Genomic DNA, 23,862 nt, shown 5'->3' on the forward strand with positions numbered 1-23,862 from the left:
GTTCTTCAATATCGGCAAATCTTAAAGTGTAAACTGATGACTGCCTATTTTCTTAGTGGCTGTACGCGTCTTGAACCAAGCCGAATTGGTGATTATCGGATTAAAGAAGAACAACGCATTGCCAGTAGGATCATTCCCTTTGACAGCAGCTTTAGCGGCTTTGAATGCGGTTTGGTTCGGAATAAGCCAGTACTGTCCGTCTTTTACGGCAGAGAACGCATTGGGCTCCATAATGACTTCTTTTACTGTGTTCGGGAATTTTGAAGACTGAAGCCGATTCATGACAACCGCCCCAACCGCCACTTGGCCTTTATACTCTTCTCCTCTAGCCTCGGCATAAATGACACGTGCGAGCATGGAAAGTTCTTTTTTGTTGACCGACAATTTTTTGAGCTTCGCCCAAGTTTTTGGACCTACAACGCCGTCACCCTGGAGACCGCTCTTTTTTTGAAAGGATTGAACCGCAGTGCGGGTAGCCTTTCCAAAACTGTTATCGATGGGCAAATGGTAATAACCCATTGTTTGAAGCCGAAACTGCAGATCTGTAATGTCCTGTCCCTTGCTGCCAAGTTTCAACACGGGTGAAGCCTCAACTTTGTGATTTGATACGGCTGCGGTAACTAGTACGAGTAGGACAAATAGAGTCAAAAATCTGTTCATGATGAATAAATCCCTCCTGATGTGAATGATAGGTAATGATTGGATGGCATTGAGCGTTTATTCTAGCACAGCATGAATAGGATAATCTTGTTAAGATTTTCTCATTTACACGCCCCCCTGAAATTAATAAAACGCGACGAAACCTTATAAAAGCAATACATAAGGAGTGAATAACGATGGTGAATAATTACAAACGCTTCATTCAAAATCAATTCGAAAAAGCGAAGTCTACCGCTTCCGAGCTTATTTCTTCAAGAAGTGAAGAAGAAGAAAAAGCTATTATAGAACTCAATCCACAACATTATGTTGAGATGAAAGCAATCGCCGATAAGCAGCATACGACCGTGCAAGCGATTATCGATGGAATCTTAGTCCAATACTTGGCAAGCGCTCTATACGAAATAGCTCCGATCACGACGGGCCAGAAGGAAGAAAACCCGCTTTTGTATTTGGATGGTATTTGCAAATTAGAGGATTAAGGAGTGCTGACAGATGGATAACCACTTAAATGTACAAGATACAATATTTTTGGATGAAACAGCTTTTGCTGCATTGATGAACCCAGAGGACCCTCATTATGTGAAAGCTCGTTCCCTGTTTTTGGATTTGCATGATCTTGAACGTAATTATGTAACAACCAACTCTATTTTATTTGATCTTCACGAATGGCTTCGCAATGAATACAGCTATCAGCAGGCAGAATATTTTCTTAATGCGATTGATAAGGCAGTCAGTAAAGGCAAGCTGGCGGTCATCTCCAGCGGCCCTGAGTTTGAGGGGGAATCACGTAGATTGCTTATCGACAGGCCTGAGCTCCGATTCTCTCTCAGCGAAGCATTAACCGCTGTGACGATGTCCTATTATCAGGTAAAACGTATCTTTACTTTCAATCACAATTATATGATGCTTGCCAATTTGGATAAGGATATTCGCATCATTCCGTCCAATTAATAAGCATTTAAATAAATACAGCCATATTGATTTGTATCGAATTAGACTTTTTTAGTATTGATGCAGCAATTGTGAAAACGCCAAAAAGCAGCTCTTCCTCGTTAGAGGAGGGGCTGCTTTTGGTCTTTCTAATGTGAAATGCTTAAGTAGAGCTGCGAACGACCAAATGTGTAGGTAAAATAACCTTCTTCGGCAGCAAGCTATTCCCATTCATTCGTTCTAATAATAAGTCAACGGCGACCATCCCAATTTCCTCGGTCGGCACATCAATGGTTGATAGAGGAGGATTGGAGTATTTGGATACTTCAATGTTGGATAGGCCGATAACAGCCACTTCATCAGGCACAGAGATCCCGTTGTTATATAAGCTGTTAAGGGTTGCCATAGCCATCAAATCACTGGCTGCAAAGAAGGCTGTAGGCAAGTTGTTTGTTTGGCATAAACGATTGACTTTATCGATACAGACAACCTCATCCCACATGCAATCAATAAGCCATTCGGGATTAACACTCATTCCAGCGGCATGCATGGTGGAATAGTACCCTTGATAGCGCCGGCTCTCTTTTAAATTGCTTTTTAAACCGCTTCCACCTATATAGCCAATATTCGTATGTCCTTTTTCGATAAGATGGCTAACGGCTAGAGAAGCAACATTGTAATGGTCATAACCTACATTATCAATATCCCAGCGTTCTGTATCGATACCAACAATATGAGGTACCTGCTTGCGAACATATTCATATGTTTCGCTATTTAAGGATTCCATTAGGATAAGGCCTGTAATCGATTCACTAAACGTGTTAAACAATATCTTCTTATCATCTAATTCAGGACCTGTTCGAATAAAGGCAATATTATAACCTGATTGAAGCAATCTCTTTTCTACACCGGATAATATAGACATGAAATAAGGATCGTTATACTTGTTTTTTGTCACACTTAATACGCACCCTATTTTGACTTGAGCTTTGTTTGCCGAATGATCCTTCGTTGCTGCTTGATGCTTGGGGCTATCAGTAATTTTATAGTTAAGCTGTGTAACGGCCTGCCAGACTCTTTCTCGTGTTTCATCTGTGATTTTATACTTCGTATCATTATTTAAAACTCTAGATACGGTAGCTGTGGACACATTCGCTAATTTTGCAACATCCCTAATCGTACTCATAGCTATGCATAGTCTCCTTTTGAAAATGCTAATGATCGTTATGTTACGTTGTGATTCGTCATTAGCGCTTTATGTTTTGTTGCGTGAAAATTACGTTCATACCGATTTGTCTGTATGTATGCCTACTAAACTATATAGTAACATACGAATGATGCGTAGTCTCACATTAAATTTTATTTGAGAACGATGTAATTTCCTCTTGCAGGATTGGTTAGAAATGTTATAATTGCACCATAAGATTACTAAACAAACCACATATATAACGTAACACACAACGTAACAAAAAAGCAAATGTTGTTTATTTAAAGAGAATACCTAGTGAGGAGATGATGAGACATGAATAAAGCGATGACCGTGTACCCGGTAATCGTGGATTGCTTACTAAGCAATCCTGGCATTGGTTTTACTTCAGCACCTGGTTTAATGGATGACATCGGTGATGTGTTTGACAATAGAGGGGAAAAGAAAGAGAAATATAAATTTACGCAAGACAGCAGGACATACAATCATCCGGATAGCAAAGTCTATTTCTGCAGTGCTCGCTGGAGGGATATAGAAATTGCAAAAGGTGTTTTCAGGTGGGAAGTGCTTGAGGAAAAGCTAGAGTATGCCAAATCCATGGGATGTACTGCGGTGGTACGTTGTTCGCCATATGCACTAAGTGAAGAAGATGATATACCGGAATGGTTTCGAGCGGAAAGTCCGGAGGAGCCCGATTTTCCTTTTTGGAGAGTAGATCCTGAGACAACGAGGTATGTGGAGTATTGGTCTGATTTTATAAAAGCTTTTGCAAAGAAGTATGACGGGCATCCCGTTATAAGCTCTATAGATTTGACGATTGTAGGAGCATGGGGGGAAGGCGGAGGCACGGAATTTTTAGAGCCAGAGGCCATTCAACGTATTACAGATGCTTATTTGGATGGTTTTAAAATAACACCTTTGCAAGCGCTTTTACATGATCCACTTTCAATGAAGATCATAACGGATCGTAAAGCCAAAGTAGGCTTTCGTGTCGATTGTCTAGGCGATATGGGCGGTTTTCATGGCAAACGATGGTCTCATATGACCGACTTTTACCCTCAGAATATACAGAACTTTAAAATGGAAAATGCATGGGAGAAAGCTCCGATTTTATTTGAAGCATGCTGGCATATGAATGACTGGTATATTCAGGGCTGGGATATTGATTACATTATTCAAGAAACGCTCAAATGGCATATTTCTTCATTCAACAACAAAGGGACAATCGTACCGGAGCCGTGGAAAGATCATGTGAAGCAGTGGCTAAACAAGATGGGCTACCGCTTTGAATTAAGAAAGTTCACTTATGATGCTGAAGTTGAGTCAGGCGGGAATCTAGATGTTGCTGCTTTGTGGGCTAATGTTGGGGTCGCACCTATTTATAATCGCTATCCGCTTGTATTGAAGCTAACAAGCAATAATCAGACTTATACACTTTATAGCAAAGAAGATATAAGAGAATGGCTGCCGGACGAAGATATTGCTTGGGAAGAGAGTTTTTCGATTCCGAGCGATGTGCCAGCAGGAGAGTATCGTTTAGAAATTGGCATAGAAACAGGTGTGCAAGAGATTGGAAATGTTAAGCTGGCGATTGAAGGAAATACGGACGGCTATTACGAGATGGGAAAACTTTTAATAAAAGGGGATCAGTAACGAATGTCGATACGGTTGGATTTTAAAACGGCTGCTGCGTACTGCAATTTTGATTATCTTCCAGAAGGTTTAGAAGACAAATATAAAAGCTACGAACCGAGTAACAAGACTATACTCATTCCACGTAAGTTTTTAATTGAAATTTTTGAGCAATATCAACTTCCCGAGCATACCAAACAGTGGCTGGTTGGGGGAATTGAAGCGATAGAAAAGGATGAAATATTATTTCTATTCACGACCTTTTTAGTAGATGACATGTGCTCGTTGCGCAATCGCTGTGATGAAGATTTTTATACGAATATGACTCCGGGATGTATGAAGCAATATGGTGATTTATATTCCTTTCTTTTGCTGCTTGCTTGTGTTGTCCCTTCTATGGAAATAGTGGAAAAGCGCGGAATTCCTAAACCATATTACGAGAATATCCCTCATCAGCCACTTAAAGCTCAGTTGGAAAAATTAGTGGCATATGGTGATTCTAAAGTCCGTGACTTTCCGTGGGATTTGAATTTTTATACTTGTTCAATATTTCGATTAGATCGATTTCTCTTTATACCTTATCGATTTGAAGATCCTTTTACTATGCATCGTCATGTTCACACGCAAGAGGTTATTGCACTTCGACATGCGGGAGAAGAGTTTCGCAGCGATGGGCAAAGGAATGGAATCAATGGTGTATTTGATCCTGGGGGATATTTCACATCGAAATGGGAGGAAAATGCTGATCACATTATCGCTAATCGTATTAATCCAATGGGCTACGTTGAAAGAGAACCAACTTCTATAGCAAAGAAGGAATGGGAACCGGTTCTTCAGAGAGGAGATACCCTATTAGCGCTGCATATTCCATCTGGACCTGGCTATACACCCGAAAGGCTGAAACATTCGATGTCACTCGCAATTGAATTATATGCTAACTATTTTCCGGAGTTAGCTATAAAAGGCTTCTGGAGCGCAAGCTGGCTATATGATACGAGATTATCACTGATATTGGACAATGAAAAAAGCAATATCGTATTGGTTCAAAGGCAGTTTTATAATTATCCCACATTTGAAGGGGACAGCATGCTGCGTTATGAAGCCTTTGGCGATCGGGAGGCAGATCCTGTCCAGAACGATGTCCAATACAAAACCTCGTTGCAAAGAGCTGCTGCAGCTTATATGAAGACGGGAGCGCGATTTAACACATTAAGCATGATTGTTTTGAAGGAAGAAATCGAACAGATTGGAAATATGCCCTATATTTCAGATGAGGATATTGATCAATTCTTTAATACCGTTGATTGCCATTTACAGAGGAGGTAATGGGATGGGTAAATATTCGCTTGAAAACTACGAGAAGTATAAAACCGTAAAATTTAGGCCTTATCCATTACCGAGTAATGACGCTCAATCAAGAAATGGTGTTTTTCAATATGTTTCTTATTCATGGAATGAACTAGAACCTACTAGAGGGGAATACAAACTCGAACAGGTGAAGGCAGCACTTAACACAGCAACAAATCCAATACTTATGATCAAACCGGACTTACCTATATGGGTGAAAGGTCATGAAGATGAATGTTTTGCGGCTTTTATAAGAAAAGTTGGGAGTTATATAGATTCAGATAGTCGAGTCGAAGGAGTTGTTATATCGACACTCGCTGACGGTAAGGAAGAATGGAATGCCTATACGGATTCATTTGAAGCCACGACGCTTCTTGCTGATCTGCACAATGCAAAACTAATTCAATACTTAAGGGAACATGGCCGTGGGTTTGGGTTGATCGTAAATTGCAGTGAAGATAACTGGATAACATGCTGTGAAGCATTTGCCAAACAGAAGCTGCAGCAGGTATGGAAGAGTTATCCGGTCGTCCTGCATTTTACCGATAATGTATGCGGTCCTAATAGTAGGCGTGAGGCGCATCGATGGCATGCAAGCCTTTCTAATTTGGAAATAGAGCTTGGATATGACCTTACTCTACGAAGATTGACATATCCAGAGAACGTTTCTAGTGGGGGCAGCTTACCGCTTCGGTTCTGGTTTGTTAACACAGGGACTTCAAGAAATTACCGTGAATTTCGTTTGTGGGTGAAATTAGTGCAAGGGGAGGTATCGTATGAAATTCCCATCCATGCTGCAACGGAGTCATGGTTAACGGGGGATCTTGTCCATAACGAGATTATACAATTGCCGGATATGCCGCCGGGAAATTATACATTAAGCTTTGGCTTGTTTTTCGAAGACCGAACATTCATCAATCTGAATATACAAAGCAACGTGCAGGACGGTTATTACGAGGCAGGTACTGTGAACGTTGAAATCACAAGTGAAGATCCTCTTTTGAATATATGGGATACCTATTATCCCGAAGGATATTATCCATTGGAAGATCCTAAATTGCCGGAATAGAAATAGAGTGCATCTTGGATAAAAACTCATACGCTGGAGGTAGTTGATTTGAAACTTGCATTAATCGGAGCAGGGCAAAGAGGCATGATTTATTCAGAATACGCAAGCAAAACAGTAGAAATTGTTGCGGTAGTTGAACCAAATGACAATAGAAGAAAGGTAGCAGCCGATCAGTTCGGCATCCCTCTGGAGAAACAATTTCAATCTGTAGATGAATTTTATCGATTGGGAAAAATTTGCGACGCTCTTATTATTTCTTCGATGGACAGAGACCATTATACGCAAACGATGGAAGCGCTTGATCTTGGTTATGACATTCTGTTGGAAAAACCAATTTCGCCAAGTCCGGAGGAATGTTTAAGAATACAACAAAAAGCGAATGAAAAAGGTCGCAAAGTTATCGTTTGTCATGTGCTCCGATATACAAATTTTTTCGCAGAAATAAAAAAAATTATTGATAGCAATGAGTTGGGAAAGATCATAACCATTCAGCATAATGAAAACGTCGGAAATTATCATATGGCTCATTCTTTTGTAAGGGGGAATTGGAGAAACAGCGACCTAGCGAGCCCAATTATTATGCAGAAATCCTGTCATGATATGGATATATTGGCATGGCTTGTGGACAGTGATGCGAAGCGGATTTCTTCCTATGGAGACCTGACTTATTTTAAAGAAGAGAATGCACCAGCTAATAGCGCTGATCGATGCCTAGACTGTAAAGTTGCCGCAGATTGCCGCTTCGATGCCAGAAAGGCTTATCTTCCAATCAGAGGCCAATGGCCGGCTACAACGATTTCGGTGGATCAGACCGAAGAGGGATTATTGAAAGCTTTGGAAACAAGCCCTTATGGACGCTGTGTTTATCGGTCTGATAATAATGTTTGTGACCATCAAGCATCCATTATTGAGTTCAAAAACGGCGTAACGGTCACCTTTAATTTAAGTGGTTTTACCAATAAGATGTATCGTACGCTTAAAATTATGTGCGAGCATGGAGAAATTAGAGGTGATGACAGCTTAAATATCATTGAAGTAACGCGGTTCACATCCAATATGTCTGAACAATATGAGCACACCGTGATCCGGCCAGCTGCCATGAATGGCGGACATAATGGCGGGGATACAGGACTGATGATTGATTTCTTGGACAATTTAGAAAATGAGGACAGCAACAGCAGATCTTCCATTGATAGATCAGTAGAAAGTCACATTATGGCCTATGCAGCTGAGAGAGCAAGGGTTACAGGTACGGTAATTGATATCGATCATTTAAAGGAAGAGCTGCAAGAAACATTACGCGATAGCCGCTCGATAACGATGCAAAGGTAGTGATGTAATGAGTTCAGTTGTGAAAGGTTTCTTATATGAGATAAAGAAAAACAGAATATTGTATCTCATGTGCGTGCCTGCGCTTGTTGTATTAATCATGTTCAGCTACATCCCTTTTGCAGGAATATGGATGGCATTTACCGACTTTAATGTAGTTGACGGCATATTTGGCAGTAAATTTGTTGGTCTTGATAACTTCACTTACTTTTTCTCTAAAAATAGCATGGGCTGGAAGGTTACCTATAACACCTTATACATCAACTTTTTCAGCCTCATTTTAGGCATTATTGTTCCAGTCAGTATCGCTGTTTTTTTAAACGAGATACGGAATAAATCGTTTAAACGGATTGCTCAAAGCATGATGTTTTTTCCCTATTTTATATCGTGGGTTGTAGTGGGCGCTATTCTGTACGGGATCTTCTCAACGGATGTAGGTGTGGCCAACAATATTTTGGAGTTTTTTGGGGCAGATCCGATTAGATGGTATTCAGAACCGAAGTATTGGAAATGGATCATTATTCTATCGAGTGTTTGGAAGTGGAGCGGGTATAGCTCGATTCTTTACATGGCTGCAATGGCTAACTTTGATGGGAGCTTGTATGAAGCAGCGAAAGTAGATGGCGCGAATAAGCTGCAGCGCATTGTTTTCTTAACGATTCCTATGCTAAAACCAACGATCATTGTCTTGACATTACTAAGTGTTGGACGGATCTTTTATGGCGACTTTGGTATGATATACGGCATTGTCGGTAATAACCCGGTACTCATTGACGAGGTTACCGTAATCGATACCTATGTTTACCAGTCTATGCGTACGTTGGGCTTTTCTTATTCGACTGCAATCGGATTATTTCAGTCTCTAATGGGATTAATTCTAATCTCTGCAGCTAACAAATCGGCTAAGAAAATAAACGATGGAGAGGGTCTATTTTAATAATGGAAACTAATCGATTGCTTGGAGATAGACTCGTAAAGAGCTTGGCGTACTGTTTTATTGGCTTATTTGCACTCGTATGTTTATACCCGCTTGTATTGACCTTAAGTGTTTCCTTCTCATCTGAGCAGGCCATTGTCAAAAATGGTTATTCTATTATCCCGCTGAGTCCAAGTTTGGATACGTATAAATATATCTATGTAAATAGTGGCATGAAGATATTGAAATCTTATGGCGTAACCATCTTTGTAACTGTAATTGGTACGGTAAGCGCATTGCTGATTACAAGTATGATTGCATTCTCGATATCCGTAAAAAAGCTGAGATATCGCAATATTATCGCATTCATTAGCAACTTTACGATTATTTTCTCGGCCGGCTTGATTCCGTGGTATATGGTTAGCGTGAATTATTACGGTTTGAAAAATAGTATTTTAGCGTTAATCCTTCCTTCTATTTTTAGCGTATGGAATATGTTTTTGCTGCGAACGTATTTTTCCAGCATTTCACCGTCTTTATATGAAGCGGCGGAGATGGATGGAGCTAATTATTTTACCATTTATTTGAAAGTAGCTCTTCCTTTAAGCAAGACTGCTCTGCTCACAGTGGGATTAATGTATGCGCTGAATTATTGGAATGATTGGTGGAATGCACTCATCTTCATCAACGATAAGGATCTATTTCCGCTGCAATATTATCTCTACAACATTCTATCCAATGTAAATGCGATCAGCTCCGGCCGTATTCCCTCTGGGGCTTCCGGCAACATAACGCTGCCTGCAGAAACAGTAAAGATGGCAATTACCGTTATCACAATTGGTCCTATTATTTTCCTATTTCCCTTTATACAAAAGTATTTCGTTCATGGCATTATGGCGGGCGCAGTAAAGGAATAAACGATATATGGTTTGTAGCCTATCTAGGCCTAACATACATTAACCATTAAATAGGGAGGGTTATCAATGAAATCCAGTAAAATGCTTATCTTTTTGGTTTTAATGCTAGTTTCTACTTCAATACTAGCAGCGTGTAGCAACAAGGAAGAGGTTGGAGGAAAGGGGAAGCTCGAAACACTCACCATCTTGTACCCGGGGGACGAAAGTGATCGTATGACTGAATTTCTTGGAAATGAATTTTCAGAGAAAATGGCAGCCGATCTCGGATTAAAGTTGAAAGTTATTTTTGTGCCATGGGCTCAGTACTGGGAGCAAAAAGATATTATGCTCGCTGCAAATGAACCGATTGATCTTTATTGGGATGGCCTTCCCGACCTTTCTACCATTGTGAATAAGAAGCAAAGCATGCCATTGGATGATCTAATTAAGCAATATGGCCAGGATATGCTCAAAGTGCTGCCGATGGAACAGTTTCAGGGTGCGGTAATTGACGGCAAAATTCATGGTATTCCATCGGCGTATGCTCCGTCATCAGCCATGTATCAACTGGTAGCTGTTCGTCAGGATATACTAGAGGCTGTTGGTATGAACGAAATAAAAACAGCTGAAGATTTAAAAGATTTTGCTACCAAAGCGAAAAAACAGTTTCCGGAAATGAAAGGGCCAGCTGATATTGTCTTTAAACCTCTAACCAGATATTTTACAGAAGAGCAGTATAACTTTATTGCAGTAGAAGATTTAATCGTATTTGGCGAAGACAGCAAAAAAGCACATAGCTATTATGAATCAGAAGCTTTCCAAAAAGTAGCGAAATTTAACCGCAGTATGTATGATGCAGGGCTTTATTCAGAGGATCTGACTATCAAATACAATGAACGGGATTCTCGCATGCAGACAGGTCTATACTTATGGGTTGAAGGCTCGTTAGGCAAAGAAATGGAAATTATAGATGCAATAAAAGCAAATGCACCTGATGCTAGAGTGAAAACTTATCTTTTGGCACCTGAGAAACCTCGTTATATTACTGCAACAGGAGGAGAAGTTCTTGGCGTTCCGGTAACGGCTCCTAATCCAGAGGGTGCGATAAAATTCGTGAACTGGATTTATAAATCCAAAGAAAATTATCAATTAGCGCTTTATGGCGTTGAAGGCAAAGATTATGAGATTGTAGATGGAAGAATCAAAAAGCTGACTGCAAATGAGTTTTTCTATGAATGGATGTTTAGAAACCAGAATTATCAATTGTTTGGACCAGACGTAGCACAAGAATCAATTGATCATTATAAGACGTGGGATGACGAGGCAGTAACTTCCGCTTCACTCGGCTTCCGATTTAATAATGAGAAAGTAAAATTGATTGAGACTGCGCTAAAAGAAGTAGCAGGCAAAGACTTAGCAGCTATACGTTCAGGCTTTGTCGATTTTGAAACGGAATATCCGAAAGCGATTAAGAAGCTAAAAGCAGCAGGGATTGATGATTACGTAGCTGAGATTCAACGCCAGTTGGATGAGTTTTTGGCTAGTAAATAAAGAGATATTATATTTTCAAGTTCATAGTATTGGCATAGGAGTAAAAATAAGTTATGTGAAAACCCCGACCTAAAAGAGGTCGGGGTTTTTGCGTTGTTTTGCATAACGCCCTATGCAGGATGTAGTACTATAGAAATAGGAACCAATCTTTCCTTTTGAGGGGAATGTTTAATGAAGAAAAGTAAGCATATTAGGGATTTAATATATGTGAGCGGCGAGCATGAAAAGAATTATTTTTGCTCCTATGGAATCGAATTTCATGAATTTATGAACTGTGTACATCATAGGCCGGAGAACCTTATACTTCTTAAACATGATTTTCATAACGTACAGACGAATCGGCATTCTAGACTTCATTATGTTTTGCAGCAAGGATTGGATGAATTAATTGAAGAAAACGTGTACCACTATGGAGATTTTTGTTGGGTAGATTTCTCCAAAGAAGAGGATTTAAATGCTTTAAGCAACAATCAAATCGCTGAATTATTGTTTTTTGGCCATATGGGTGAGCCATTGCATCATTTACCAAAGCTGAGGTTTGCTTATTTTGCACATGATGATGGCTGGTTTAACAAGCTTTATGTTAGCGACTTATATGACTATGAAGTTCTTTTAGCTAAAGTGATTACTTTTAAGCTTCATAAGCTAGCCGGTAGAAAAGTTCAGGATATTCCAAAGGACATATCATCGCTTCTTTTAGAATGGACAAGAGATGGATTATTGATTGACTTGTCAAAAATTCAAAAAAGTAAAGCTGAATTAAGAATACCGGTAACCTTTATTGGTCATGACATTGATATGGACAGCGTATACGATTTTAGAAAAGAAATTAGGGATTACAAGGTTTGGTTAGTTTATTCAAAAAAGGTATGGAAGCTTATTAAAGGAGATTAAAATGAACGTTGCGTTATGGGGAAGTATCGTCCCTGTCATTTGAGCGCGATTGTTGATATTTCTAATGGGTTATATATTCGCCCAAGTGTGTTACATATCCACAGGTAGGCTGAAAATCAGACATCGTGGATCTTATTTTATCGATAAATGTATGTCATTATATTTCTAGGGGGGATTGGATGTTTACTGAATTCAATTTGACGGATGACAGCCCTGCCTATACCCAAGTAAAAGAATACATGAAAAGCTTAATTACTTTAGGAGTATTGCAAGCGAATCAGAAGCTACCGTCCACGCGCGAACTCAGTTCTATGCTGAATGTCAGTAGAAATACGGTAGTTAGTGCATACGCAGATTTGAAAGACGAAGGTTTTGTGTATGTAGATAAAGGAAAAGGGAGCTTTGTTGCTCAAAAATTAGGTGAGTCAGCAACTGACCCTTCATGGCAGCTTGATTGGAAGCAAAATATTAGCAAGCAAGCGAAGATTGCTGAAGAAATGGATCTTAGCAAGCACGGGATACGTTCGAGCACAGGAGAAATCAATTTTACAAGTATCGCACCGGATGGGAAACTGTTTGATCTCGATAATGTCAAACGAGCTTTTTTAGATCGGATGTCCATAGAGGGTGAAATCATCTTAAACTATGGATATGCACAAGGCTACAAGCCTTTAATGGAATATTTACTTCGATATATGGAGAATAAAGGGGTAAATCTAGAGGGTAAGGATATTCTGATTACGAACGGTTTTACAGAAGGGTTAGACCTCATTTTATCGGCTTTGATTAAGAAACATGGCCGTGTTCTTTGCGAGAACCCTACCCATCATGCGGCAATTAAACTGTTTAAGATGCATGGATTTGATATTGAGGGTATCGAAATGGAGCAAGACGGGATTAATCTTGTGGAGCTGGAGAGAGCATTGTCAGAACGATTGTTTGATTTAACCTATCTTGTACCTTCTTATCATAATCCAACGGGTATTGTGATGTCTCCCCATAAACGAATGGAAGTCATCAAGCTGCTCCATAAATATCAAGTCCCGCTTATTGAAGATGGGTTCAACGAGGAACTAAGGTTTTCAGGAGACCACATTGCCCCTTTACTTGCATGTAACGGAAATGGAAATAGTGTCATCTATCTAGGCAGTTTTTCGAAAATCCTTTTCCCCGGCCTCCGGGTTGGATGGGTCTTGGCTGAGAAAGAGCTCATTTATTATCTGGAAAGTGTAAAGCGTGCGCGAAGCATTCACACCTCCACGTTAGATCAATCCTTGCTTTATCAATATCTTCATAATGGCAACTTCGAGAAATATTTGAAGAAAGCCAAATCTGAATATAAACGAAAATGTGAATTAGTCATTCGGTGCTGTAAAGCGTTTATTCCGTTAAAACGCCTTTCAGGCGACGGAGGGCTTCATGTTTTTATTGAATTCGAAGACAACTTTGATACCAATGACTTATTAGAATACTGTCGCCACAAAGGAGTCATATTTACTCCGGGCAACATTTTTTTTACAGATAATAAAGGTCATCATACGATGCGGCTTGGTTTCTCACGAGTAGCAGATGAGGACATCATAAAAGGGATTCAAATTATAGGTGATACGGCTAAACAAATGATGAAGGAGAGACAGCCATGAGAGTTGGAGTGATAATGGGGGGTATTTCATCAGAAAAAGAAGTATCCCTTATGACTGGAAGCGAAATGATTGCTAATTTGGATAGAGAAAAATATGAGTTGTATCCGATTGAAATCAATCGAAAAGATGAACTCATTGAAAAAGTGAAAAATATTGATGTAGCTCTGCTTGCGCTTCATGGGAAGTTTGGTGAGGATGGAACGATTCAAGGAGCGCTTGAAACACTTGGCGTTCCTTATACCGGCTGCGGTGTTTTATCGAGCAGCTTGAGCATGGATAAAAATATTTCCAAAAAGCTTTTTCGTAATGAAGGCATCCATACTCCTGACTGGATACATTTGAATGGTGCAGATGAATTAAGTATTGAAGATGTCGAACGTCTGGGGTATCCGGTTATCGTGAAGCCAAATTCAGGCGGATCGAGTTTAGGAGTCAAAATATTAAAGAACAAAGAAACGTTGGTTGATGAGGTACTAGAAACCTTTCGATGGGATAATGAAGTATTGATCGAGCAATATATCGAAGGTGAGGAAATAACCTGCTCCATTTTAAACGGTAAACTTCTTCCCATCATCGCTATTCGGTCTCAATCTGAATTTTTTGATTATTCTTCCAAGTATGATGACGGTGGAGCCGATGAACAAGTGATCCAGCTGCCTCCTGAGATTTTTGAACGGGTTCGTGCTTCTGCACTCGGCTGTTACAAGACATTAAAATGCAGCGTTTACGCCCGAATCGACATGATTATTAAAGATGGAATTCCTTATGTAATGGAAGTGAACACATTACCTGGTTTGACGAAAAATAGCCTTCTGCCCAAAAGCGCCAAAGCTGCGGGAATTTCATTCAGTCAACTGTTGGATCAGATTATTGAATATTCATTAATGGAAAGAAAGAATTAATGGGTAACTATAGCATGAAATGAACGAGGCTGCCGGTATGAAACGGCAGCCTCGTACTGTTATTGAGCAGTTAACCTCAATGATTTGTGTTAAAGTGGGAATGATCATGTATTTTATAAAGGGAGAGGAAGAAATGTCACTATCACTTAACTTTGATATGGACGGAACACTATTTCAAACAAATAAAATATTAGAAATATCACTTGAAGATGCGTTTAATCAGTTAAGAGCAATAAATGAATGGGATACAGCAACACCTATTGATAAATACCGCGAAATTATGGGTATCCCTTTACCAAAGGTTTGGGAAACTCTGTTGCCCAATCATTCCAAAGAAATAAGAGAACAAACGGACTCATACTTTCTAGAACGATTAATTGAAAACATTAGAAGCGGGAAAGGTGCTTTATATCCAAATGTAAAAGAAGTTTTTACGCATTTAAAAGACAATGGTTTTTCAATATACATAGCTAGCAATGGTTTAACGGATTATTTAAAAGCAATTGTGAGTTATTATCATTTGGATAATTGGGTTACTGAAACCTTTAGTATTCAACAAATTGAATCGCTAAATAAATCAGATTTAGTTAAAAGCATTATTGAAAAATACGGTATTACCAACGCAGCTGTAGTAGGAGATCGTCTATCGGATATAAATGCAGCCAAAGATAATGGTTTAGTCGCTATTGGATGCAACTTTGATTTTGCACAAGAAGATGAACTCTCTCAGGCAGATATAGTTATTGATGACTTAATTGAGCTGAAAACAATAGTGTCACAGTTAAAAAAATAGGTATTTATTTAATGGATAACGATTGCTTAAAAACGGCGGCTGACATGATGGTTGCCGTTTGCTCAACCAATTAATAAGTACTTTAACGTTTATAATGGAGGAGTCATGACTAGAACAAATTTTCTAGAGACAAGATTAACGAGCAGATACGGTGAAGTAGGTTTAAAACAAGAGAACAACACAGTGTTTGCTGACTTGGTCATTGATTCAGTGTCCTTGTATCAAAGGCTAAAAGAATATGACTTAGTACCTGCTTTTGGCTATGGGAATGCTGACCAACAAAAGCTTATAACTGATTACTATTTATTTAAATATCCCTTTGATTATAAGTATCATAGGTATCCCATAATGATTTGTCCTCAATGTGGTGATTTGGACTGTGGTTATATTTCTGTAGCTATAGATAAAGAAGCAGATATTGTTGAATGGAGTAATTTTTATTTAGAACATAATAATCTATTGCTAAATATCGGGCCTTTCCACTTTGAATGGGATAATTACAAATCTACAATAGAAAAAGCTTTTGAGATAGGTCGATTACGCTAACGGTGAAGTCTAGTTAAATGATGTACATTAATGAGCAGGCTCTACGGTAGCTTGCTTATTTCATTATTTAGTAATATTAACGGCAGTGCATTCTTTTCTTTTATAAATTCCTCTCTAATAATATCCCCACTTGTTCTGCCATAACTTTCGGCGATTCAGGTATTCCATTCGTAATATACGATTCCATTATTCCAACGATAGCAGTACCAAAAAAATTAAAAATAATATCTTTATTCAAACCTTTATTTATTCCTTGAGTTATATCTACGTCATTTTCTAATTCTTCAATGAGTAATTCAAGGAGTCGAGTTCGGAATGTTGAGGCACCGCTGCTTGCTAACATGGTCGAAAAGAAAGAAAAATTACGTTCGAAATAGTCGAACATAATTAAATTTGCTGCCACGAAATCTAATTCTGATGATGCCTTGCAGATTTTCCTTAGTTCGTTTATATGTTCTTCAATCAGTTTGTCCAGTAGATCAAACTTATCTAAATAATGATGGTATATTGTTCTTCGACCTACATTTGCTTTGTCGGAAATATCTTGAATCGTAATTTCATTAAAGTTTTTTTCAGACATCAGTTCAATAAAAGCGGTTTTAATTGCTTCTTGAGACTTGAGAACTCTTCTATCCATGACTGGCATTATTATCATCACCAAACTTCCTTAATCATAATTGCACAATAACAAGCATCTTGCGCCATCCTAGCGGACAGATTTTGTTGGTTACGGGTGGAAGAGGCTGGTTTCAGGAAGAAGGAAAACGAGCACAGGAATTACAAGCTGGCGATGTCGTGGAGATACCCCCGAATATTAAACACTGGCATGGTGCTGCAGCAGATAGTTGGTTTGTTCATCTTGCCATTGATCTTGATACTACTATGGGCCCTGCTCAATGGTTTAAATCCGTAACCGATGAGGAATATAACAAGTTAAAATAACTAGAAAAACATTCATGAATACCCAAGAAAGCCACAGGTTCTGAGTAAGGTTCTCCATAATGCTCATCAAGAGTAAAAAACACCTTTAGGGGTGTTTTTTGTCATGTCTTTTGAATGACTCTACTAGGAATTTACGCTCATTTTCGCGTTCTAGAATATAGTTTAGAAGGATTTTCCTCCATTGCTGTCGAAATTCGTAGAATAAGTATTTGAAATGGAGGAAAGTTAGCTTTGAGATTAAGAAATCAAATATTGGGTGGAACGATCATTCTTTCATTATTAACAGGGGGATCCGATTCTGCCTATGCATCAATTCAGAACTTGTCGGCAGGAAAAAAGCTAAGCCAGGGAGTACAGCAGTACGCACAAACCGTTCAAAAGAAAGAAACAATCGCTAAAATTGTGGATACTACCAATTTGCGCAAAGGACCGGGGCTTGAATATGAGATTGTTGCCAAAGCGAAAGCTGGCACATCTTATCCAATCGTTGGATCGAAAGGGGAATGGTACAAAGTAACTCTTTCCAGCGGTAACACGGCTTATGTTGCAAATTGGGTAGTGGAGACGGTTGAGAGCAGTGGCAGCCAACCTACTTCAAATAATGGACAAAACCAGGGAAATGCCAACAAGCCGAGTGGTGGTCAAGATAAGGAAGCTATAGTAAATATAGTAGATACTACTAATTTGCGCAAAGGGCCTGGTTTAGATTATGAGATTGTTGCCAAGGCGAGAGCTGGAGAAACCTTTCCTGTCGTCGGATTAGAAGGAGATTGGTATAAAGTATCGCTGCCAAGTGGAGGAACCGCTTACGTTGCTAATTGGGTTGTGAACACGGGGAGTAACAAACAAAGCGGCAGTAAAGTGTATATCTATCATACGCATAATAGGGAGTCCTGGAGAAATGTATTAGGTAATTCAAAAGGGACCTCCGTCGACGATGCCAAAGTGAACATTACGCTTGTAGGCAAGAAGCTTGCTGAGAGTCTTCAGAAAAAAGGGATATCCTCCATTGTTGAACAGACCGACTTTACTGAAAGACTGAATGAACAGAAATTAGGCTACACAAAAGCCTACGTTGAATCGCGTAAAGCAGTCGACAAGGCGATGAAGGCTAATTCATCACTATCCTATTTCTTCGATATTCACCGTGACGCTGATGTTCCGCGGAGCAAAACAACGGTTGTCATTAATGGCAAAACGTATGCGCGCATTATGTTCGTCATTGGAGACGCTAATCCTGCGCATAAGGAAAACAAAAAGTTCGCCGAAGCGTTAAACGCTCTATTGAACAAGAAGTATCCTGGCATATCGAGGGGAGTTCTTATGAAAAGCGCCCACCAGGGGAATGCCGAGTACAACCAGTCCGTCTCTAATGGAAGCCTGCTTCTGGAATTTGGGGGAGTAAACAATACGCTGGAAGAAAATCTTCAAACAGCAGAGGCTTTCGCTGACGTGTTTGCGGAGTATTATAAATCAATTAAATAAAGTAAAAAAAGCAGGGGAAGTTTCCTTGCTTTTTTTGTTCCATGCTCACATTCTGTTGTTTACCTTAATGTTAAGGGTCATATAAAAAAATAAAAAAACCGATTTTTACATCGGCCTTGTAGACATTGTTTTTAGACGAAAAATGAATTTGCTGTTCTGTGAATAATGCTTCCATCTGACATGCGAACAGAATCGTCGTTATATCCTGTTATGGTTGATGCTGGGCGAATCTGCATGCCGTTTTGCATGGGTTTGATTATTGCTTTTTGAGCAATCGCAACTTCAAAATCTTTGTTCGTAATTAGTCGTTGACCTTCTTGAAGTGTAATTTTTGCTTGCATGTAAACACGTCCTCTACGGTTCTATTTTTTTGTATTCTAAGGACAAATAATACACTAATAACTTTATACAAAGCAATGGAAGTGAATGCAAATGAGAAAAAATATTTCAGAATATGTTGTAAAATATACAAAACAGTGAATTTTATCTCAATACACGATAGTATACCCCAACGAATCCTCAATCATAATTTTGTCAATCTAATTGGATCAATAATTCTTCTACAATTCCTGATGCATGACTTTGGGATCATATGCGAAAAAAGGCAAACCAGATGATCTGGTTTGCCTTTTTTGTAAATCAATATAGCGAAAATTGAATCAATATGCTCGACGAGGTTTCGCCTTAATGGTAGCAGCGCTCTCCTGGCTCTTCAGTTCAGCTAGAAGCTTATCACCTTCGACATCCAGGTTCGGCAGCATGCGGTCTAGCCATTTCGGCAGCCACCAAGCTTTGTCGCCGAAGACAGCCATGACAGCTGGGACAAGCGCCATGCGGACGAAAAAGGCGTCAATAAGAATGCCGATTGCGAGTGCAAAACCGATCTGCTTAATCATAATATCATGCGCGAAAATAAAGCCTGCGAACACGGACACCATTATCACGGCAGCGGCTACTACTACACGGCTGGCCTGATTGTAGCCGTGAACGACACTCTCTGTTCCGTGATGACCATGTACGTAAGACTCGCGCATGGAGCTGACGAGGAACACTTGATAATCCATCGCAAGACCGTAAAGAATGCCCGTAACCATAATCGGCATAAAGCTGAGCAGCGGACCGCCGGTATCAAAGCCGAAGAGGGAGTGAAGCCATCCCCATTGGTATACGGCCGTAGTAATCCCGAATGTGGCGAGCACACTGAGAAGGAATCCAACCGTAGCTTTGAGTGGAACGATGATTGAGCGAAACACGAGCAGCAGAATAATAAGCGATAGGATAACGATAATGCCGACGTAGAGAGGGAACACCTCAGCCAGCTTCGATGACATATCGATGTTAATTGCTGTGAACCCAGTTACGCCAACCGTGACATCATACGTTAGTGCCATGCTGGAATCAGAAGCTCGAATCTCACGAACTAGGTTTTTGGTTTCTGCATCCGTTGGACCTGTTTTGGGGATGAGGCTAATAATCGCCATATCTCCGGTTTTGTTTACGCCCATAGGTGTCACAAGCGAAACATTTTCATGCTTCCCTAGATCTTGAACTAGACCATTCAGCAATTCCGGCGTCACTTTGTCCGATGCGCCTTTTGGTTTTGCTACTAGGAGCAACGGGCCATTGAAGCCTTCGCCAAAACCGTTTGAAATGGCGTCGTAGCTCTGCCTTGATGGTGTATCTAAGTTAGCCGTGGCTCCTGATGGGATGCCCATTTCCATTTTTGCGACTGGTAGTGCTGCTGCGCCAAGAATAACAATAACAGCAACAATAATTAGCCAGCGGCCTTTCGCTATTGCTGTTACCCAGCGGTGTGCGAACCCTTGAGCAGTTTTCTTCGTTTGGGTGCTGCTCTTCGTACGCGCTTTTGCTGAGCAGATGCGTTCACCCAGCAGACCTAGCAGTGCCGGCAGCAGAGTTAAAGCAACCAGAACATTGACGAGGACAGCCAAAGCAGCAACAAGCGCCATGGCAGACAAGAAGCCAATTCCGATGACAAGCATGCCGCACAAAGCAATAATAACGGTCAAGCCAGCGAAAAACACTGCACTTCCGGCTGTGCCGACTGCTCTGCTGGCTGCTTCCCGCGCACTTAATCCCTGATCAAGAATCATGCGGCGTTGACGATTTACGATAAACAGCGAGTAGTCAATTCCGACGGCAAGCCCAACCATAAGCGCTAGAACAGGAGTGAGATCAGTCATATGGATGAATTTTGAGAAGGCGTATGCTCCTCCTACGCTAATTCCTACTCCCATTAAGGCAGTTAGAAGCGGCAAGCCAGCAGCAACAACCGAACCAAGTGTCATGAATAGCACAACGGCAGCTACGGCAATACCGATAGCTTCTGTCGAACCAATGGAAGGTTTAGTTGACAGCGAGTCGCTTGGTAATGCTTGAATACCCGTTTGTTCAACAGACATGGCGGCATCGATGACGGAATCGGGTACCGATTCAGGAAGTGACATTTGCTGAACGGTGAATTGGAATTGGAACAGGGCAACGCTGCCGTCAGAGGCAAGCATCACGCCAGGTACCGGAACACCGTTGACCATTAGAGGGCCGAAGGGAGGTAATTCACCTGTGGTTGCTTGCGCTGTTCCGTCCCCTTGTTGTGGTGCACTCCCTTGAGCGTTTTCTGAAGCTGAAGCGCCGGCTTTAGCAGCCAATTCAGCAGCATTAATAACATATTCAAGGTTATAAACATCATTAACAGCTTTAGTAATGGCGCTCAAACGCTCTGGTGTATCTAGTCGTTCGTCTTTGGGAGCCGTAAATACGATGCTGGCTTGTCCGCCTGAAGCTTCTGGCAGTTCCGCTGACAACTGATCCAATACCTTCTGCGATTCCGTTCCCTCAATTTTCATATCGGAGGTTACATGGATTCCATTGACTCCGAGTATAGCGAGTACAACTCCGAGAATTGCGATCCAGCTAATAATGAAATACCACGGCTTGGTATAGGCTGACTTACCCAATCTGTACAGAAAAGTTGACATCTGTTAATGATTCTCCTTTGCATGTAGAAATAACGTGAGGTCGTGTACTAAAATCCGTTTCGCAAGTAACCAAACATGGTGTCTAAATATTGATCGAACGTTACGGCCTCTGGGGTCTCGGCTACGGATTGACCTGGTAACAGCACACTCAGGCTGCCATCCAGTATGGGGAGCATGGCTCCATAAACAGCTCCGGCGAGGAGGTGGGTATACCCATCGGGATATCGTTCATGGGAAAACTCATCTAAAGTTTCCTGAGCCATAATTTGCAAACGGCGCAGTCCGCTTAAGATGTAAGGCTCAAGCGTAGGGTGTTGCCTCGAAAATGATACAAGCTGCCGCAGTTTTCCAATATGTTCTCCTGTCAGATGCAGCTTCATCAACTGGTGAAGAATGTCGAGTGGGGACATGTCCTCGTTTAAGCTTTTGATCCAATTCCCAATTTCGTCGGCGCCTTTAAAGATGAGAGCTGCTGAAGCTATCGCTTCCTCTTTACAGGAGTAGTGGTTGGCAAACGTTCTTCTGGAGTAACCGGCGCGTTGCACGACATCTTCGACGACAAAACCATCCATTCCCCTTTCCAGAGCAAGAGCGAAAGCTGCATCGGCAAGCGCATTTGCGGTTGCTTCTCTTTTGATATCGCGTAGGCTTTGTTTGTTCATCATGTAACGCTTAAGCGTTCACCCCTTTTCAAATAGAATGGAAGCTTTTTCAAAAATATTCCCTACTTATATTATTGCCCAATGGGCAATGATGCACAATGAGCAAGTTGTTACGGATTTGTGGCGTTGAGCTAAACGATTTGAGCGAGAGCTTATAAATAGGAAAGTGTAGAGCATAGAAAAAGATTAAAACAACAAAGATTTATTGTTTTACGATAATTTTGTGTTGACTTACATGGATATTGACGATATTATTTTCGTAGATAGCTAAGAGGAGGATTTTTGTGAGACAGAAAGGATTATCAGCGTGGTTAAAATTAGTTTCTATCCCAATTTTTTTGGGAATCATTTGTCTAGTTACCGGAATGATGGGGAAATCCGAAGTCGCTCCAGATGGTACACTAATAGAACCATTGTTCTTTTTAATTCCATTAAGTTATCTATTATTTTTAAGTGGAATTATTATATTATTGTTGATGGCTGTCATTTCTATGATCAAAAAAATAAACATAATTTATAGAAAAATAAAATAAAATAAAAAACAATTTCCTGATCAGAAAAGGAAATTGTTTTTTTATTTAACATGGCGGGAGCTCTAGCTCGTAGGACATTTGTAGAACGTTGACACTGTCGTGAAATGTTATCCTTTGGTCATGGTGAGGAGAGAAATAAATTGAAATCAATGTTACAGCTACTGCATTTTGGCTACCATCAGGCGATGAGCTGCATATTTCCTGTTGCGATTTTTGGAACATTAGCTCTTTCTAACATCGTAGAAATACCTTTCATTCATCGTTATGATGCCATTCTACTTGTACTGCTTGGCGTGCAATACCTCATGTATATCAGCGGATTAGAGACACGTGATGAAATCAAAGTAATCTGTATATTTCATATCATTGGTTTACTGCTTGAGATCTATAAGGTAAGGATGGGCTCTTGGTCATACCCGGAGTTAGGGTATACAAAGTTGCTAGGTGTTCCGCTCTATAGCGGATTTATGTATGCAAGTGTTGCAAGCTTTATGTGTCAGGTTTGGCGGAGACTACGCATGGACATGACGGGCTGGCCTGGACTTACGTCATCGGCGCTGCTTGGAGGAGCCATCTATTTCAACTTTTTCACACATCATTTTATTCCTGATTTTCGCTGGTGGCTGACGGCGCTTGTATTTATTGTATTCTGGAAAACATGGATCATATTTCGGGTAAGAGCTATAACTTATCGAATGCCTTTAACCCTTTCATTTATTATTGTAGGTTTTTTTATTTGGTTAGCTGAAAATATAGCCACGTTTTTTAATGCTTGGAAATATCCTGATCAGAATCAAACCTGGCAGCTGGTCAGTTTCAGTAAGATTAGCTCATGGTTCCTTCTGGCAATCATTAGTGTCATTATCGTCGCCCAGCTGAAACATGTAAAAGCGGAACGGACAAAAAACGATTCATCATTCAGCTAG

General features: G+C 40.3%; 24 protein-coding genes. 18 read left to right on the forward strand and 6 right to left on the reverse strand.

The annotated features are described in order from the left end of the window. Nucleotides 1-21: 21 nt before the first annotated feature. Entirely contained in the window at nucleotides 22-660 is a 639-nt protein-coding gene (locus ACIFSR_RS16520) for a cell wall hydrolase (protein WP_339203024.1), read from the reverse strand. Nucleotides 661-836: 176 nt separating this feature from the next. Here ACIFSR_RS16520 and ACIFSR_RS16525 point away from each other — a divergent pair, with 176 nt between their 5' ends. After that, nucleotides 837-1,139, forward strand: a complete 303-nt coding sequence (locus ACIFSR_RS16525) for a hypothetical protein (protein ID WP_430058446.1) — start codon at nucleotides 837-839, stop codon at nucleotides 1,137-1,139. 13 nt (nucleotides 1,140-1,152) lie between these two features. Then, nucleotides 1,153-1,611, forward strand: coding sequence for a hypothetical protein (locus ACIFSR_RS16530; RefSeq protein WP_339203021.1), 459 nt, complete (start codon nucleotides 1,153-1,155; stop codon nucleotides 1,609-1,611). A 142-nt stretch (nucleotides 1,612-1,753) separates the two neighbouring features. On the opposite strand, the gene ACIFSR_RS16535 is transcribed toward ACIFSR_RS16530, so the two are convergent. After that, nucleotides 1,754-2,776 carry a LacI family DNA-binding transcriptional regulator gene (locus tag ACIFSR_RS16535; protein ID WP_430058449.1) on the reverse strand — a complete coding sequence of 341 codons (1,023 nt, stop codon included), beginning with the start codon at nucleotides 2,774-2,776 and terminating at the stop codon, nucleotides 1,754-1,756. Between the two features lie 336 nt (nucleotides 2,777-3,112). Here ACIFSR_RS16535 and ACIFSR_RS16540 point away from each other — a divergent pair, with 336 nt between their 5' ends. The 12 genes from ACIFSR_RS16540 (at nucleotide 3,113) to ACIFSR_RS16595 (ending at nucleotide 16,315) form a co-directional block, all read left to right on the forward strand. Further along, nucleotides 3,113-4,450: a DUF4832 domain-containing protein gene (locus tag ACIFSR_RS16540; RefSeq protein ID WP_430058452.1), complete on the forward strand. Its 1,338-nt coding sequence runs from the start codon at nucleotides 3,113-3,115 to the stop codon at nucleotides 4,448-4,450. Between the two features lie 15 nt (nucleotides 4,451-4,465). Next, nucleotides 4,466-5,755, forward strand: coding sequence for an acyltransferase domain-containing protein (locus ACIFSR_RS16545; RefSeq protein ID WP_430058455.1), 1,290 nt, complete (start codon nucleotides 4,466-4,468; stop codon nucleotides 5,753-5,755). A gap of 4 nt (nucleotides 5,756-5,759) precedes the next feature. Beyond that, complete coding sequence (locus ACIFSR_RS16550) at nucleotides 5,760-6,845, forward strand: DUF4832 domain-containing protein (protein ID WP_430058457.1); 1,086 nt, start codon at nucleotides 5,760-5,762, stop codon at nucleotides 6,843-6,845. A gap of 48 nt (nucleotides 6,846-6,893) precedes the next feature. Then, nucleotides 6,894-8,177, forward strand: a complete 1,284-nt coding sequence (locus ACIFSR_RS16555; protein WP_430058460.1) for a Gfo/Idh/MocA family protein — start codon at nucleotides 6,894-6,896, stop codon at nucleotides 8,175-8,177. A gap of 7 nt (nucleotides 8,178-8,184) precedes the next feature. Beyond that, nucleotides 8,185-9,111, forward strand: coding sequence for an ABC transporter permease (locus ACIFSR_RS16560; RefSeq protein WP_076265595.1), 927 nt, complete (start codon nucleotides 8,185-8,187; stop codon nucleotides 9,109-9,111). A gap of 2 nt (nucleotides 9,112-9,113) precedes the next feature. Beyond that, entirely contained in the window at nucleotides 9,114-10,007 is an 894-nt protein-coding gene (locus tag ACIFSR_RS16565) for a carbohydrate ABC transporter permease (protein WP_339203014.1), read from the forward strand. A 66-nt stretch (nucleotides 10,008-10,073) separates the two neighbouring features. Continuing rightward, nucleotides 10,074-11,537 (forward strand): ABC transporter substrate-binding protein, encoded by a 1,464-nt coding sequence (locus tag ACIFSR_RS16570; protein WP_339203013.1) that lies wholly within the window; start codon nucleotides 10,074-10,076, stop codon nucleotides 11,535-11,537. Nucleotides 11,538-11,708: 171 nt separating this feature from the next. Next, nucleotides 11,709-12,431, forward strand: a complete 723-nt coding sequence (locus ACIFSR_RS16575; RefSeq protein ID WP_339203012.1) for a hypothetical protein — start codon at nucleotides 11,709-11,711, stop codon at nucleotides 12,429-12,431. 179 nt (nucleotides 12,432-12,610) lie between these two features. Then, complete coding sequence (locus tag ACIFSR_RS16580) at nucleotides 12,611-14,074, forward strand: PLP-dependent aminotransferase family protein (protein WP_430058465.1); 1,464 nt, start codon at nucleotides 12,611-12,613, stop codon at nucleotides 14,072-14,074. Further along, nucleotides 14,071-14,976 (forward strand): D-alanine--D-alanine ligase, encoded by a 906-nt coding sequence (locus ACIFSR_RS16585; protein WP_430058468.1) that lies wholly within the window; start codon nucleotides 14,071-14,073, stop codon nucleotides 14,974-14,976. The genes ACIFSR_RS16580 and ACIFSR_RS16585 overlap by 4 nt, the downstream gene beginning before the upstream one ends. A 133-nt stretch (nucleotides 14,977-15,109) precedes the next feature. Further along, on the forward strand, nucleotides 15,110-15,769 hold the full coding sequence (locus ACIFSR_RS16590; protein ID WP_430059312.1) for an HAD family hydrolase: 660 nt from the start codon (nucleotides 15,110-15,112) through the stop codon (nucleotides 15,767-15,769). Between the two features lie 105 nt (nucleotides 15,770-15,874). Beyond that, nucleotides 15,875-16,315, forward strand: coding sequence for an oxidoreductase (locus ACIFSR_RS16595; protein WP_339203009.1), 441 nt, complete (start codon nucleotides 15,875-15,877; stop codon nucleotides 16,313-16,315). A gap of 100 nt (nucleotides 16,316-16,415) precedes the next feature. On the opposite strand, the gene ACIFSR_RS16600 is transcribed toward ACIFSR_RS16595, so the two are convergent. Continuing rightward, on the reverse strand, nucleotides 16,416-16,961 hold the full coding sequence (locus tag ACIFSR_RS16600; RefSeq protein WP_430059314.1) for a TetR/AcrR family transcriptional regulator: 546 nt from the start codon (nucleotides 16,959-16,961) through the stop codon (nucleotides 16,416-16,418). 50 nt (nucleotides 16,962-17,011) lie between these two features. On the opposite strand from ACIFSR_RS16600, the gene ACIFSR_RS16605 reads away from it, so the two are divergent. Beyond that, complete coding sequence (locus tag ACIFSR_RS16605; protein ID WP_430058470.1) at nucleotides 17,012-17,257, forward strand: cupin domain-containing protein; 246 nt, start codon at nucleotides 17,012-17,014, stop codon at nucleotides 17,255-17,257. A gap of 231 nt (nucleotides 17,258-17,488) precedes the next feature. Then, entirely contained in the window at nucleotides 17,489-18,742 is a 1,254-nt protein-coding gene (gene spoIIP / locus ACIFSR_RS16610) for a stage II sporulation protein P (protein WP_430058472.1), read from the forward strand. 131 nt (nucleotides 18,743-18,873) lie between these two features. Here spoIIP and ACIFSR_RS16615 read toward each other — a convergent pair whose 3' ends face one another. The 3 genes from ACIFSR_RS16615 to ACIFSR_RS16625 all read right to left on the reverse strand — a co-directional run bounded on the left by ACIFSR_RS16615 (nucleotide 18,874) and on the right by ACIFSR_RS16625 (nucleotide 22,406). Then, nucleotides 18,874-19,083 carry a hypothetical protein gene (locus ACIFSR_RS16615; RefSeq protein ID WP_076265602.1) on the reverse strand — a complete coding sequence of 70 codons (210 nt, stop codon included), beginning with the start codon at nucleotides 19,081-19,083 and terminating at the stop codon, nucleotides 18,874-18,876. A 318-nt stretch (nucleotides 19,084-19,401) separates the two neighbouring features. Beyond that, nucleotides 19,402-21,741 (reverse strand): MMPL family transporter, encoded by a 2,340-nt coding sequence (locus ACIFSR_RS16620; RefSeq protein WP_339203005.1) that lies wholly within the window; start codon nucleotides 21,739-21,741, stop codon nucleotides 19,402-19,404. A 47-nt stretch (nucleotides 21,742-21,788) separates the two neighbouring features. Continuing rightward, a complete protein-coding gene (locus ACIFSR_RS16625) occupies nucleotides 21,789-22,406 on the reverse strand; it encodes a TetR/AcrR family transcriptional regulator (RefSeq protein WP_339203004.1) in 618 nt (205 codons plus the stop codon). A 281-nt stretch (nucleotides 22,407-22,687) separates the two neighbouring features. Between ACIFSR_RS16625 and ACIFSR_RS16630 the strand changes: the two genes are divergently transcribed. Beyond that, entirely contained in the window at nucleotides 22,688-22,936 is a 249-nt protein-coding gene (locus tag ACIFSR_RS16630; protein ID WP_430058475.1) for a DUF3955 domain-containing protein, read from the forward strand. Between the two features lie 149 nt (nucleotides 22,937-23,085). After that, nucleotides 23,086-23,862 (forward strand): DUF817 domain-containing protein, encoded by a 777-nt coding sequence (locus tag ACIFSR_RS16635; protein ID WP_430059316.1) that lies wholly within the window; start codon nucleotides 23,086-23,088, stop codon nucleotides 23,860-23,862.

Source organism: Paenibacillus sp. NRS-1760 (assembly GCF_050467785.1).
Classification (GTDB): Bacteria; Bacillota; Bacilli; order Paenibacillales; family Paenibacillaceae; genus Pristimantibacillus.